Below are 13,214 nucleotides of genomic sequence, written 5' to 3' on the forward strand. Positions count from 1 at the left end.
CGATCGGCGCGACGAGGGTCGCGCCGGCTCAGTAAGCGGCGCTCAGGGACACGAAGATGCGGCCATCCCGGTTGCCCTCTGCGCTGACGGCGCGGTGGACGGGCTTGGCGTATTCCATCGAGAGGCTGAAACGGTCGGCAATGCCGGCCCGCAGGCCGACGCCATAGGATCGCAATCCGGCGCGCGGGCGCTCGCCCGGCAGCAGATCGTTCTGCCAGACACGGCCGCCTTCATAATAGACATAGGGTTCGACCGTCCCCATGCCGCGCGCGGCGATGGTGTAGAAAAGCTCCACCTTGCCGGCGATGCCCTTGTCCCCGGTGATCTCGGAGGGATCATAGGCGCGGCCATATTGGGCGCCACCCAAGCCGAACTCCTCAGAGGCCAGCAGGCTTTCGGCCGACCACTGACCCGTGGCGCCGAGCAGAAGATGCAGGCCGCGATAGAGGGGCTGCACCCGCGTGACTTCGCCATTGAGACGGGTGAACATCGCCGATGCAGTCCCTCGTGATTTCGCGGGGTCGCCCAGCCTTGTCGCATCGAAAACGTCGAGCCCCTGCGTCACGGAGGCGCGCAGCGTCGTCTGGCCGCCCAGCCGGTCGGCATGATTGCCCAGCAATTCGGCGGTGACGGTGCGAATGCGGTCATCGAAAACCGGATCGATCAGGCGATTGCGGGAACTGCTCTCCCGCGATTGCCAGGAGAACCGCCCGAGAACGTTGGTCTGCCGGCTGCGCACCAAGGGGTATTGGAGAGCAAGGCCCCAGCTGAAGCTCTTGCCCTTCACGGCCAGCACTCGCAGCTCGTCGCCCGGCTTGGTGCGCGCGAAGCTGGCAAAGCCGCTCATCCGCAGCCCGGAACCGCCGAGCGGCTGATCATAGGCACCAGACACGAAGGCCAGTTCACCGCTTTCATCAGGGGCGGCCACCGCGGTGAGGGCAAGGCGTCCGCCCAGCTGCGCGAGATCGTTGAAAACCAGCCCTCCGAAGAGTTGCACCGGCCCGAGCCAGCGCGATCCGCGATTATCCACCGCGACAAAGGCCTCGATCGGTTGGCGCGCGACGAGGAGAGAGAGGTCGGCGGCCCCTTCGTCGCTCGACGGGGTCAGCACGGCACGCACGCTGGCGCCTTTGAGGTCGCGCGCGAGCAGCAGCGCACGTGCGAGATCATCGCCCGAGGTCGGCCGCTCGGCCCGCACCGGCGCGAAATAGCCTTCGAGGAGCGGGCGATAGCCGCCGGGATCGCCCTCGACGCGCACGTCACCGATGAAGCCCTCGACAATGTTGATCGTCGCAACGCCGTTTTCGATACGCTGCGGCGCGACCACCGCGCGGGACAGCACGAAACCCCGGCGCCGATATTCCGTCGTCACCGCTTCCGCGAGCCGGAAAAGGTCGGCCAAGGTGATGTCGCGGTTGAGATAGGGTTGGGCCAGAGCGTTCAGAACGTCGAGCGGCACCGCGGTCGCTCCCTCGAACCGGATGAGGGAGAGGCGGAGCGGCGCCGTGCTCTCCGGCGCAGCCTCCGATGTGGGCGCCTGCGGGAGTTCCACCGGCGCGACCGAGGGCATGGCCGGCTGCCCGCGCAGACGCTCGTCGACCCTTCCGGGATCGACAGTCTGCTGCGCATGCGCGGATGTGCCCGCCAGCGCGATGGCGGCCAGCAATAAGCTACGAGTCGTCATGGTCATTCCGATCCCCTTGTTCCCCATCGGAAAGTGATTGAGCGCCACGATGCAGCCCCCCTGCATCGCGGTGTGCGAGCGCCGTCAGGCGGCTCTGAAATCTTTAACGAGAGCGGTTGTCGCGCGGCGGTCGGTAACCGTGACAGGCTGGCGGCCAAGTCCCGGCCCAGCTGAAGCCCGACAAGCCTTTTGCTCTTGCTGCAAAGCCCGTGATCGCAGGGCTCCGCAGGGCCACCTCACCGTGCCGGCCCGCTCATTCTGCGGTGGCAGCGATGTCAGCGGCTCAAGGCTACGCCATCGCGCGCCCCACATTCGGCGCGCGAAAACGCGCCTGTTTTCAAGATATTCAAAGGAAAACCCGCATAGCTCCACGACGGAGCATGGCGGCTTTCGAAGGCTCCTGGGGGAGCCCGGAAGATCACGCGGTGTCATGTTCGACCTTTCGGCAACCCCGCTATCCTGAAGGCTCAGGACCGGAGGCTTTGCGTCCCGCCGTTACCGACGGTTTGCCCTTTCGAGATCAAGGCGATCTCATCGGTCTGTTAATGGGCATAGTTAATCGAGCCCGTCAAGGTTAATGAGAGCCGATTGCAAAGATGAAGGATTAATAGAAATTTCGCGCTGACCCACGTTCGCGTGAAAATTTCGTAGATTCCGGAATAATCCGGGCAGTCGCCAAGATAAGGAACGAGATTTGTCTTATGGCATTGCGGCTTCGCTACTCGCGCATCGCAATTGCTCTGCTAGGTTGCGCTGAAGACTATAGTTAAACTCTATTTAACTGACGCGGACCCTGGGATTTTGACATGCTCACTGCGATCGGCGGCGCGGTCGCTCCCCTGGCGGCCAACTGCTTACGCCGTAGGCGCGGACAGACCCACGCGCAGAAGCGCTCCGCACGTCCATTCAGACTGCCGGCGCTAGCTTTATCGCTGGAAGGAACCCGCGCGCACCTCGGCGCGCCGGGCGACCGTCAGAACGGAATTTCGTCGTCGTCCAGCCCGTCGTCGAACGCGCTGCTGCTCGAGCGCGCGCCGCTGCCGCCAGACGAGGAGCGACCACCGCCGAAGTCGTCGTTACCGCCGCCCCAGCTATCGTTGCGGCTGCCGCCACCACCGCCCTGACCGCCGCCGCCACCGCCACCGCCTTGGCCGCCGTCGAGCATCGTCATCACAGCGCCGGGGCCGGAGAGCACGATCTCGGTGGAATAGCGGTCCTGCCCGTTCTGGTCCTGCCATTTGCGGGTCTGCAACGAGCCTTCGAGATAGACCTTCTTGCCCTTGCGCAGATATTTTTCGGCAATGCCGATCAGGCCATCCGAGCGGATCACGACGCTGTGCCATTCGGTCCGCTCACGGCGCTCGCCGGAGGCGCGATCGGTCCAGTTTTCCGACGTCGCGATGCGCAGATTGCAGATGCGTCCGCCATTGCTGAAGCTCTTCACTTCAGGATCGGCACCGAGATTGCCGACCAGAATGACCTTGTTGACGCTGCCTGCCATGGAGCCCTCCGAAAAACGCGACGAGGATAGGAAATCGAACGGCTGCTTATAAAGCTGAACGGCGTCTCGTCCAGATCGCAATACCGCTCTGCATGTGCCTTGCGTCGATTAAAGGCCGAAGGCGACGGCCGTCCAATAGGTCGCGCCCGCGGCCAGCCAGGCCAGCCCGAACAGATAGGCCGTCATGAAGAGCGGCCAGCGCCAGCCATTGGTCTCCCGCCGGGCAACCGCGATGGTCGACAGGCATTGCGGAGCGAACACGAACCAGGCGAGGAAGGCCAGCGCCGTCGGCAGCGACCAGCGCCCCTGCAGGCGTTCGCCAAGTGTGCGGGCGGTCTCGTCCTCATCCTCACTGGCCTCGATGGCATTGGCCGTCGCGAGCGCCGACACCGCGACCTCACGCGCTGCCATGGCCGGGATCAGCGCCAGCGCGATTTCATGATTGAACCCCACGGGCCGCAGCACCGGCTCGATCACGCTCGCGATGCGCCCCGCCGCACTATACTCGACCAGGCTGGCCGAACTGCCCGCCGGCGGCTTGGGGAAGGAGAGCAGCAGCCACAGGACAATGGTGGTGCCGAAGATGATCGTGCCGGCGCGGCGCAGGAAGATCCACGCACGCTGCCACAGGCCGATGATGACGTCGCGCAGCATCGGCATCTGATATTTCGGCAATTCCATCAGGAAGCTGCCGCCCGGCCCCTTGATGACGCCCATGCGCAGCAGCATCGCGACGATGACCGCGCCGATGATGCCGGAGACATACAGCGCGAAGAGCACCAGACCCTGCAGGCCAACCCCGCCCCAGACCGTGGTCGAGGGGATGAAGGCGGCGATGATCAGCGTATAGACCGGCAAGCGCGCCGAGCAGGTCATCAGCGGCGCAATGAGGATGGTCGTGAGGCGATCCTTTGGGTCCGAGATGGTCCGCGTCGCCATGATGCCGGGAATCGCGCAGGCGAAGCTGGAGAGCAGCGGAATGAACGCGCGACCGGACAGGCCGACCCGCGCCATCAGACCATCCATCAGGAAGGCGGCGCGGGTCATGTAGCCCGTCGCCTCCAGCATGAGGATGAAGAAGAAGAGAATGAGGATCTGCGGCAGGAAGACGACCACCGACCCCACGCCGTTGATGACGCCCTGTACGATGAGATCGCGCACGAAGCCTTCGGGCAGGATCGCTTCCATCGCTGCCTGAAGGGAGGCGAACGCTTCCTCGATCATCGCGATCGGGGCCTCTGACCAGGCGAACACGGCCTGAAAGATGACGAACAGCAGCGCCAGCAGGATGAGCGGACCCAGGAGCGGGTGGAGCACGATCCGGTCGATCTGGGCCGTGATCCGGCGGGTCGGCGTTTCGGCGACGATGGCGCGCTGCGCGATCCGGCGCGCTTCGCGCCGCAGATCATCTGCGTCCCGCGCTGCGTGCGTTGCGAGGACGGCGGGCGCGGGAGCATGGGCTGGCACCGCCGCCACCATGGCCGCCTTCAGATCATCCAGCCCGCGCCGGCGCACGGCGACGGTCGGGATGACCGGTACGCCGAGGTCGGCCGCAAGCTGCGTCGCGTCCAGTTCCAGTCCGTCGCGGGTCGCCAGATCGACCATGTTCAGCGCCAGAACGCAGGGCGAGCCGAGCGCGATCAATTCCAGCGCGAAGCGCAGGTGATTGTCGAGATTGGCGGCATCGACGACGATGACGAGGAGGTCCGGCCGCCGTTCGCCTTCCTGATGGCCGAACACGACGTTGCGGGTCACCTGCTCGTCCGGGCTCTTCGCATCGAGACTATAGGTGCCGGGAAGATCGACGAGATCGGCTGTCCGCCCATCCGGCAGCACCAGCCTTCCGAGCTTGCGCTCAACGGTGACGCCCGGATAATTGCCGACCTTCTGGTGCGCGCCGGTCAGCGCATTGAAGAGCGCGCTCTTGCCGGCATTGGGGTTGCCGACCAGCGCGATGGTGAAGCGATCATCCATCACGCCGCTGCCCCACCTGCATCAGCCGCAGTACGGACATGGATGGCATCGGCATGCGCTGCCCTCATGGCGACGATCATGCGCCCGATGCGGCAGGCATGCGCGCCGCGACCGGTAAATCCGGCGCGATGGAGCAGTTCAACGCTGGCGCCCTCATGCAGGCCGAGCTCACGCAAGCGGCGACCGTCCATCTCGGATATGGCGTTCCAGTCGACACTGTCGACATAGGCTGGGCGATTGGGTTCTAGGGAGGTCAGGCGCAACGCAATATCGATCTCTGGTGGTTTTGCGAACGACTATCAATATCGCCCGATAGAAGCAAGGCGATGCTGGCGCGGCCGTGGCTTATCGGCAGGACGCCAGATGTTTAGCGCCCCCGGTAGCGCAGCCTGCCCAGGAAGCGCGCCATGCTGAAATGCTGGTCGGTCTGCCCAGTCAGCCGGCCCTTGGCTTTCTCGAACCGCATGATCCCTTCGATCCGCCGCGCCAGAAAGGCACGGGTGTCGGCATAATCTGCGCTCTCGTCATTGACGAAGACGAGCAGGGTCGCGGCATAGACCCCTGCCAGCGTGGTGCGCTTGGAATAATGATTATAGTCCACCGCGCGGTCGCCAGCGGCACGCCACATCGCATCGGCAGCGCGCCAGCCCAGCCGGGTCGCCCGCGGCAGGTTGAGCGGCATCGCCAGCACGGCCTGAGCGCGGCGCAGCGCCTCGCGATTGGGCGCCAGCACCGCAAGCCGGGCTTCGACCAGTGCCGTGATCCGCTCACGAATTTTCATCGCAGCCAGACGCTCCGCCGGCAGGGCATCGAGCATGGCCTGATCGACGCTGGCGAACCACGCATCGATCATGGTCAGAGCGCCGCCGGAGAAAGCCAGCGCCGCCACGTCCCGATCCACACCAGCGGTGTCGGCTGCGACCGCGAGCGCCGCGTCGGACCAGCCATCGAAGGCGGCATTGGCCGCGATCAACGGCGCGAGCCGCAGTCGCAGGTCGTCCAGGGTCTCATCAGCCAGCAGACCGGCGGTCTGCGGCGCGGCGGTGGAGGGCGCGAGGGTCATGCCTCTGCTCTACGGCATTTTCACGCGCGAGGAAATCGCTGCCGCCATCGCCATGACCGTCTCAGCGATACTCTTCGGCGATCTCCAGCATGCGGATCGCAGCAACGGCGGCCTCGCCACCCTTGTTCTTGCGGGCCGGATCGGCACGTTCGAGCGCCTGCGCCTCGTTTTCCACGGTCAGAATGCCATTGCCGATCGGGATGCCATCCATGGTGAGCGCCATCAGTCCACGCGCGCTCTCGTTGGAGACAATCTCGAAATGATAGGTTTCGCCACGGATCACGACGCCGATGGCGACGAAGCCCTCATAGCGCCCGCTCTCCGCGGCCAGCGACACGGCAGCCGGAATCTCCAGCGCGCCGGGCACGGTGAGTACGTCGACCAGATGCCCCGCCGCCTCCAGCGCCGCCCGCGCGCCGGCGATGAGCATATCATTGAGGTGGTCATAGAAGCGTGCTTCGACGATCAGAAACTTGGCCATGTCGGTTCCTTTCAAGACATATGTTCGTGAGCTTATCTGAACGCCGTGCCGGCAATCACCGCGAGCGTGCCCGCCATCACCAGCAGACCGCCCGTCAGGCGGCGCCAGCCGAGCCTCTCCTTGAGCATCCAAGCGCCGAGCACAAGCCCGAAGACGATGCTCGATTCGCGCACCGCCGCCACCGCGCCGACTGGCGCCAGACCGAGCGCGAACAGCGCCGGGGCAAACGCAACCACGGCCATCACCCCCGCCCGAAGCCCGGCGACCCGGTCGCGGATCATGAGGGACAAGGCGTTGCGACCGTGGCGCACCACCAGAGCGGCCGGCATGGGGAATGAGCCGAGCAGGAAGAACCAGGCGATGAAGGTCAGCGAATCCGGCGCGGCGCGCACGCCCTTGGCATCGACCAGCGTGTAACAGGTGGTGAGCAGCCCGGCGATGGCGGCGGCGGCAAAGCCGGCTGGCGAAATGGAGCGGCCGCTCGCCAGCACCAATATGCCGGCGCTCACGACCGCGATCCCAGTCAGGACGAAACCATCCAGCCGGTCCCCCAGCAGCGCCATGCCGAGCAAGGCGGTGAACACCGGCACGAAGCCGCGGGCGATGGGATAGGCCGCATTGAAATCGCTGACCGAATAGGACCAGGAGAGGACGAGTTGATAGATGGCATGAACCACGACGGCAGCAAGCAGCCAGGGCCAGAGCACCGCCGGTGGCAGGCCGATCCACAGCACGAATGGCAGGGCGAGCACGAATTCGACGCAGCGAATCCAGGCCAGCACCGCCAGCTTGTTCTCTCCCGATTTGAGCAGCGCATGCGCCGCCGCCGAGGCGAGTGCCGAGAACAAAGCGAGCAGGAGGCCGGTCAGAACCGCCGCAGCGCTCCCTTCGATCATGGTCAGACGCCCGTGATCGCCCGCTCCTCGACAACCGCCAGATCATAGCCATCCAGCGCGATCAGATTGTGGTGGCTGTTGGTGAGCAGGATCATGTCATGCACGCCGAGATCGGCCAGGATCTGCGCGCCGACGCCATAATCGCGTAGCTCGTCCATGCCGGCAGGGCTCGCCTCACCGGTACGGATCTTCATCTGCCGGCTGAACCGGTCTTCGCTCGGGCGATTGATGACGACGATGACGCCGGCCCCTGCCTCGGCGATCATTTCCATCGCGCGGGAGAGCAGGCTGGCGCGCGGCCCCTCTTCCCCGAAAATGTCGGTGAAGACGGACACCTGATGCATGCGCACGAGCGTCGGCTGCTCGGGGGTGACATGCCCCTTGATGAGCGCAACCTGTTCGGACTCGGTCGCCCGATTGAAGAAGGTCACCGCGCGCCACTCGCCGCCCCAGCGGCTGGTGAACGTGGCCTCCGCGCGCCGCTCCAGCATGTGATCGTTGCGGCGGCGATAGGCGATGAGATCGCGAATGGTGCCGATTTTGAGGCGATGCTTCTGCGCGAAGGGGATGAGATCATCGAGGCGGGCCATGGTCCCGTCGTCCTTCATGATCTCGCAGATCACGCCGGAGGGATTGAGACCCGCCAGCCGCGCGACGTCCACCGCCGCCTCAGTATGGCCGGTGCGCACGAGCACCCCGCCATCGCGTGCGATCAGCGGGAAGACATGGCCCGGCGTCACGATAGACTCGCGCCCCTTGGAGGCATCGATGGCGACGGCGACGGTCCGTGCACGATCGGCTGCGGAGATTCCGGTGGTCACGCCTTCGCGGGCCTCGATTGACACCGTGAAAGCCGTCTCATGCCGGGTGCCGTTGCTGGCGCTCATTAGGTTGAGGCCCAGCGTTTCGACGCGCTGACGGGTCAGCGCCAGACAGATGAGGCCGCGGCCGTGCGTGGCCATGAAGTTGATCGCATCCGGGGTCGCCATCTGCGCGGGTATGACCAGATCGCCCTCATTCTCGCGATCCTCGTCGTCGACCAGAATGAACATCCGGCCATTGCGCGCCTCGTTGATGATCTCCTCGGCGCTGGCCAGCGCGGTGCCATGGGCGCGGGCAAGCAGATAGCTTTCCAGCTTGCCCAGCGTATCGGCCGTCGGATTCCAGTCGGCTTCATCCAGCCGACGCAGGCTGTTGGCGTGGAGCCCGGCGGCGCGGGCAAGACCGGAGCGGGACAGAATGCCATCGCGCACCAGCTTACGGACGTTTTCGATCAAGTCGCTGCTCATGAAGGGCAAATATCACATTGCAATGTGATTGCCAATATTTCTCGGCAACTGCGCCTTAGCTGCGGGCCTGATGATCCTTCATGCGCGCCAGATATCGGGCCAGCACGTCGATTTCCAGATTCACTGGCTGGCCCGGCGCGAGCTCGCCGAAGGTTGTCACCGACCAGGTGTGCGGGATGATGTTGAGGCCGAAAGTCGAGCCCTCGGGGCCGTCTTCCACCGCATTCACGGTCAGCGACACGCCATCGACCGTGATCGACCCCTTGGCCGCGACATAGGGGGCAAGATCGGCCGGAAGCCGCACGGTGACCCGGTGCGAATCACCTTCGGCTGTGATGTCTGCGACTTCGCCGATGCCATCGACATGACCCGTAACGATGTGCCCGCCCAGCTCGTCCCCGAGCTTGAGCGCGCGCTCCAGATTGAGCAACCGCCCTTCTGCCCAGGCGCCCTGCGCGGTCCGCGAGACGGTCTCGGCCGACAGATCGACCGCGAACCAGTCGGCGCCCTTGTCCACCACGGTGAGGCACACGCCGGAACAGGCAATGGAAGCGCCGATATCCACGCCCTCCATGTCGTAATGGCAGCCGATGACCAGCCGCAGGTCGCCGCGCTGCTGCGCGCTCTGGATGGTGCCGATGTCGGTGATGATGCCGGTAAACATGCCTGCTGCTCTATGCGGGCCGCACGCGTTCGTAAACCTCCAGCCGGTCTGGCGCCAAATTGCGCGCGTCGACCAGCCGCCAGCGGCCGTGGGCATCGGCCAGACGATTGAGCCCGATGTCGCCCAGCGCAGCCTTGCCGCGCCCGATGAGGATCGGCGCGCGATACAGCAGCAGACGATCAACCAGATCGGCCGCGAGAAAGGCGCCAGCCGTCTGAGCGCCGCCCTCGACCATCAGATGATCGCCGGGAAGGCCCGCGATTTGAGCCGGAGTCTGGATCGAAAGCCAATCATCCGGCGCCGCACCGCTGCGACTTAGGAGCACCCGGACGGGCGAACGCGACTCCAGCCCTTGCAGGCGCACGTCCAGCCGGGGCTGATCCTGTGCGAGCGTGCCGCGCCCAACCAGGATCAGCTCGTGCCGCGCCCGCTCCAGATGGGTATGTGCCCGCGCCGCCGGGCCGGTAATCCACTGGCTCGTCCCGTCTTCCAGCGCAATGCAGCCATCGAGTGAGGTGGCAAGCTTGAGTGTAACCTGAGGACGCCCGGCCTGCTGGCGCATGAAGAAGCCAGCCATTGCGGCCCGCGCCGCGGGCGCCAGCTTTGGCAAAGTATCGACGATCAGCCCCGCGTCCCGCAAGCGCGCGATGCCGCGACCGTTGGTCCGTGGATCGGGATCGCCTGCCGCCACGACGACGCGGCGCACGCCGGCCTCCACCAGCAGATCCGAACAGCAAGGGCCGCGCGCGGATTGGTGCGCGCAGGGTTCCAGGCTGACATAGGCCGTGCCGCCCCGCGCCGATGCCCCGGCCATGGCCAGTGCCATCGCCTCGGCGTGGGGGCGGCCGCCCGCTTGGGTCCAGCCCCGCCCGACGACGCGGCCAGCGGCATCGAGCATTATGCATCCGACATTGGGATTGGGCGCGGTGCGACCACGTGAGCGGTGGGACAAGGCGATGGCTGCCATCAGCCAGGCGCTGTCGCCCGGAAGAGTCAGGGCGTTGCCGTCGCGGTATTGCCCGCTACGCCGCCTTCCTTGGCCAGAGCCGCGGCGAGCTTCTGCTGCAGCTCCTTTTCCTTCGCATCGAACAGTTCTTCGCGCTCACGCTTGGTGCGCGCGGCATCCTCGCGCCAGTCGATGCCGAGACTATCGGCGAGGCGTTGAAACTCGCCCTGCTTGCTCTCAAGCGCCACCCGATACCGCGCGAAATCCTCAATCTGGCGCTGGATGATCGCACTGTCCGGCCGGTTGGCCTCCCAGTTCTCGATGTAGATGATCTGCCGTTCCTGCTCCGGCTTGCGCGAGTCGATCGCGAACCCCCACAGCAGAACGCCAGTCAGCGTCACCGAGAGCGCAAGAATGCTCCAGCGGTGCGGGCGATCGGGCGCGAACATCTCGCGCAAATCGGACGCAGCGCTCCGTGGAGAAACCGGGCGGGGAAAAATGGCCATGGCGCCTACATAGGGAGCCACCATGGCCTTGAAAAGCAGCGCGTCATCGTGACGCCTCGCTTAACGTTCCAGTTCGAAGCGCAAGGTGAGCACCTGCTCGGACGCGACCGGCACGCCATCCCGCGTCGCCGGGCGGAAACGCCAGGCCCGCAGCGCGTGGCGCTGGGCCGCCTCGAAGAAGGCCGGATCGCTCGCGCGGACCTGCTCGACCGCGGTCACCCGTCCACGCTCGTCGATGCTGACCCGCACCGTGACGCTGCCCTCGCGCCCTTCGCGCTGCATGGCGGGCGGATAAGGCGGGCGAAACCGGTCAGCAAACCGCGCATCCGGCTGAGCGGGCACGATGACTGGCGCAGCGGGCGGCGTGACGATGGTCTTGCCGGCATCTGGGTCCGGCAAAGGCGGGTAGGGCTTCGTCGTCAAATCGGTCATGGTGCCGAGGTTGATCTGCGGATCGACCCTCACCGGGTCGCGTGGCGTATCGAGCGGACGAATTGGCTGAGTCTCCACTTTCGCGTCCGGCTCCGGTGTGACGGGCGGCGGCAACGGAGCGGTCGGCACGAACCGCACATCAATGGGAGGGGTCGGTGCGGGCCTCAGATAATGTGTGGCCGGCAAGGCGATCAACAGCCCGATGAGCCCGCCATTAAAGGCAATGGCCGCTGCCAGCGCGCCCGGTGACCGCCGGGCCGCATAGCCGCTCTGGGGTGCATAGGATGATTGAGACGACACAAGGGACATGACACCTCTCCTGATTTTATTTGTGATGTTATACTATCACTAAATAGAGATCAGGCGAAGGGGTTTTTATCGGGTGTCAGAGTACGCATGGGTCGGCCGGGAGTGGGCTCAGCGGCGCCGACGATCGCTCAGCTGCTAGCGGCAGTCCGCAGCCGGGCAATCGCGCGATCCCGCCCGATCAACGGCAGCAACGCGGCCATGTCAGGACCGTGGTCTACGCCGGTCAGGGCGAGACGCAACGGCAGAAACAAGGCCTTGCCCTTGCGCCCGCTGCTCTGCTTGAGGGCGCCGGTCAGCGCCCGCCAGGGATCGGCGGCAAAGTCGATCTCCGCCGCAGCCTCGGCCGCCTCGGCAAGGAACGCGCGGTCTTCGGCGTCGAGGTCAGGCTGCGCGATATCGCCGCTCAGCACGGCGATCCAGTCCGCAGCCCCGGCCACCGTCTCGAGATTGGGCTGCACGACTGGCCAGGCGGCAGCTTCGATCTGCGCCGGGAGGCGATCGGCGACCGCCTCATAGGGCAGCATGTGGACGATCTTGGCGTTGAGGCCGAACAGCTCTTCATCCGAGAAGCGGGCGGGCGCTCGCCCGAAATGCGCGAAATCGAAGCGCTCGATCAGCGGGGCCATGTTGATCACCGGCTCCACCGGATCGCTGGTGCCGAGCCGCGCGAGCAGCGCGCTGATGGTGATCGCCTCGACCCCCGCTTCCCGGAGATCACCAACACCCACCGCGCCGAGTCGCTTGGAGAGCTTGCCTTCCGCGCCGGTGAGCAGGGCCATATGAGCGAACTGCGGCAGCGGCGCACCCAGCGCCGCAAACATCTGCAACTGCGTGGCCGTGTTGGAGACATGATCCTCGCCGCGCAGCACATGGGTGACGCCCATGTCGATATCGTCGATCACCGAGGGCAGCATATAGAGCCAGCTGCCGTCCGCCCGGCGAATCACGGGATCGGAGAGCAGTTTGGGGTCGAAATGCTGGTCGCCCCGGATCAGGTCGACCCATTCGATCGGCGCATCATGGTCCAGCTTGAAGCGCCAGTGCGGCTGCTCGCCCGCAGCCTGCTTCACCGCGATCTCGTCTGCGCTCAGCGCCAGCGCCGCGCGATCATAGACCGGGGGCAGACCGCGCCCGAGCAGGATCTTGCGCCGCAAGTCCAGCTCCTGCGCCGACTCAAAGCAGGGATAGACCCGCCCGGCGGCCCGCAGAGCCGCCAACTTCTCCTCATAGAGATCGAACCGCGCGGACTGGCGCACCTCGCCGTCCATATCGAGGCCGAGCCAGGCGAGATCAGCCCGGATGCCCTCGACAAAGCGCTCTTCGCTGCGCGCGGTGTCGGTATCATCGATGCGCAGCAGGCACTGCCCGCCCATCTTGCGCGCCCACAGCCAGTTATGCAGCGCCGCGCGGATGTTGCCAACATGCAGATGGCCGGTCGGCGACGGCGCGAAACGGGTGATGACGGTCAT

At 65.7% G+C, this 13,214-nt stretch carries 13 protein-coding genes and 1 riboswitch; all 13 genes read right to left on the reverse strand.

Features of this window, described 5'->3' with window-relative positions:
* Positions 1-28 precede the first annotated feature (28 nt).
* Positions 29-1,690 (reverse strand): ShlB/FhaC/HecB family hemolysin secretion/activation protein, encoded by a 1,662-nt coding sequence (locus tag M2336_RS03105; RefSeq protein WP_264573937.1) that lies wholly within the window; start codon positions 1,688-1,690, stop codon positions 29-31.
* A 435-nt stretch (positions 1,691-2,125) separates the two neighbouring features.
* Positions 2,126-2,205: riboswitch (cyclic di-GMP riboswitch) on the reverse strand.
* A gap of 452 nt (positions 2,206-2,657) precedes the next feature.
* Positions 2,658-3,185: a single-stranded DNA-binding protein gene (ssb, locus tag M2336_RS03110; RefSeq protein ID WP_264573938.1), complete on the reverse strand. Its 528-nt coding sequence runs from the start codon at positions 3,183-3,185 to the stop codon at positions 2,658-2,660.
* 108 nt (positions 3,186-3,293) lie between these two features.
* A complete protein-coding gene (gene feoB, locus M2336_RS03115) occupies positions 3,294-5,159 on the reverse strand; it encodes a ferrous iron transporter B (protein WP_264573939.1) in 1,866 nt (621 codons plus the stop codon).
* The gene (locus M2336_RS03120; protein ID WP_264573940.1) at positions 5,159-5,422 is read right to left on the reverse strand and encodes a FeoA family protein; all 264 of its coding nucleotides are present in this window, start codon (positions 5,420-5,422) and stop codon (positions 5,159-5,161) included. The genes feoB and M2336_RS03120 overlap by 1 nt, the downstream gene beginning before the upstream one ends.
* A 104-nt stretch (positions 5,423-5,526) precedes the next feature.
* Entirely contained in the window at positions 5,527-6,222 is a 696-nt protein-coding gene (locus tag M2336_RS03125) for a COQ9 family protein (protein WP_264573941.1), read from the reverse strand.
* A 61-nt stretch (positions 6,223-6,283) separates the two neighbouring features.
* Positions 6,284-6,703, reverse strand: coding sequence for a 6,7-dimethyl-8-ribityllumazine synthase (gene ribH / locus M2336_RS03130; RefSeq protein WP_181561158.1), 420 nt, complete (start codon positions 6,701-6,703; stop codon positions 6,284-6,286).
* Between the two features lie 32 nt (positions 6,704-6,735).
* Positions 6,736-7,599 carry a DMT family transporter gene (locus M2336_RS03135; RefSeq protein WP_264573942.1) on the reverse strand — a complete coding sequence of 288 codons (864 nt, stop codon included), beginning with the start codon at positions 7,597-7,599 and terminating at the stop codon, positions 6,736-6,738.
* Positions 7,600-7,601: 2 nt separating this feature from the next.
* Positions 7,602-8,888, reverse strand: coding sequence for a 3,4-dihydroxy-2-butanone-4-phosphate synthase (gene ribB, locus M2336_RS03140; RefSeq protein WP_264592545.1), 1,287 nt, complete (start codon positions 8,886-8,888; stop codon positions 7,602-7,604).
* Between the two features lie 55 nt (positions 8,889-8,943).
* Complete coding sequence (locus tag M2336_RS03145) at positions 8,944-9,552, reverse strand: riboflavin synthase (RefSeq protein ID WP_264592546.1); 609 nt, start codon at positions 9,550-9,552, stop codon at positions 8,944-8,946.
* Between the two features lie 10 nt (positions 9,553-9,562).
* Positions 9,563-10,519: a bifunctional diaminohydroxyphosphoribosylaminopyrimidine deaminase/5-amino-6-(5-phosphoribosylamino)uracil reductase RibD gene (gene ribD, locus M2336_RS03150; protein WP_264592547.1), complete on the reverse strand. Its 957-nt coding sequence runs from the start codon at positions 10,517-10,519 to the stop codon at positions 9,563-9,565.
* Between the two features lie 26 nt (positions 10,520-10,545).
* Positions 10,546-11,004 carry an OmpH family outer membrane protein gene (locus M2336_RS03155; protein ID WP_181561153.1) on the reverse strand — a complete coding sequence of 153 codons (459 nt, stop codon included), beginning with the start codon at positions 11,002-11,004 and terminating at the stop codon, positions 10,546-10,548.
* A gap of 60 nt (positions 11,005-11,064) precedes the next feature.
* Positions 11,065-11,745: an energy transducer TonB gene (locus M2336_RS03160; protein ID WP_264592548.1), complete on the reverse strand. Its 681-nt coding sequence runs from the start codon at positions 11,743-11,745 to the stop codon at positions 11,065-11,067.
* A 128-nt stretch (positions 11,746-11,873) separates the two neighbouring features.
* Positions 11,874-13,214, reverse strand: a complete 1,341-nt coding sequence (gene gltX, locus M2336_RS03165; RefSeq protein ID WP_264592549.1) for a glutamate--tRNA ligase — start codon at positions 13,212-13,214, stop codon at positions 11,874-11,876.

Origin of the sequence: Sphingobium sp. B1D7B, from assembly GCF_025961965.1 — a bacterium.
Taxonomy (GTDB): Bacteria; Pseudomonadota; Alphaproteobacteria; order Sphingomonadales; family Sphingomonadaceae; genus Sphingobium.

What these genes read in the sequence shown, in the direction of transcription:
- M2336_RS03105 (WP_264573937.1), bottom strand. Translation starts at nt 1,690, where the DNA reads ATGACCATGACGACTCGTAGCTTATTGCTGGCCGCCATCGCGCTGGCG.
- ssb (WP_264573938.1), bottom strand. Translation starts at nt 3,185, where the DNA reads ATGGCAGGCAGCGTCAACAAGGTCATTCTGGTCGGCAATCTCGGTGCC.
- feoB (WP_264573939.1), bottom strand. Translation starts at nt 5,159, where the DNA reads ATGGATGATCGCTTCACCATCGCGCTGGTCGGCAACCCCAATGCCGGC.
- M2336_RS03125 (WP_264573941.1), bottom strand. Translation starts at nt 6,222, where the DNA reads ATGACCCTCGCGCCCTCCACCGCCGCGCCGCAGACCGCCGGTCTGCTG.
- ribH (WP_181561158.1), bottom strand. Translation starts at nt 6,703, where the DNA reads ATGGCCAAGTTTCTGATCGTCGAAGCACGCTTCTATGACCACCTCAAT.
- M2336_RS03135 (WP_264573942.1), bottom strand. Translation starts at nt 7,599, where the DNA reads ATGATCGAAGGGAGCGCTGCGGCGGTTCTGACCGGCCTCCTGCTCGCT.
- ribB (WP_264592545.1), bottom strand. Translation starts at nt 8,888, where the DNA reads ATGAGCAGCGACTTGATCGAAAACGTCCGTAAGCTGGTGCGCGATGGC.
- M2336_RS03145 (WP_264592546.1), bottom strand. Translation starts at nt 9,552, where the DNA reads ATGTTTACCGGCATCATCACCGACATCGGCACCATCCAGAGCGCGCAG.
- ribD (WP_264592547.1), bottom strand. Translation starts at nt 10,519, where the DNA reads ATGGCAGCCATCGCCTTGTCCCACCGCTCACGTGGTCGCACCGCGCCC.
- M2336_RS03155 (WP_181561153.1), bottom strand. Translation starts at nt 11,004, where the DNA reads ATGGCCATTTTTCCCCGCCCGGTTTCTCCACGGAGCGCTGCGTCCGAT.
- M2336_RS03160 (WP_264592548.1), bottom strand. Translation starts at nt 11,745, where the DNA reads ATGTCCCTTGTGTCGTCTCAATCATCCTATGCACCCCAGAGCGGCTAT.
- gltX (WP_264592549.1), bottom strand. Translation starts at nt 13,214, where the DNA reads ATGACCGTCATCACCCGTTTCGCGCCGTCGCCGACCGGCCATCTGCAT.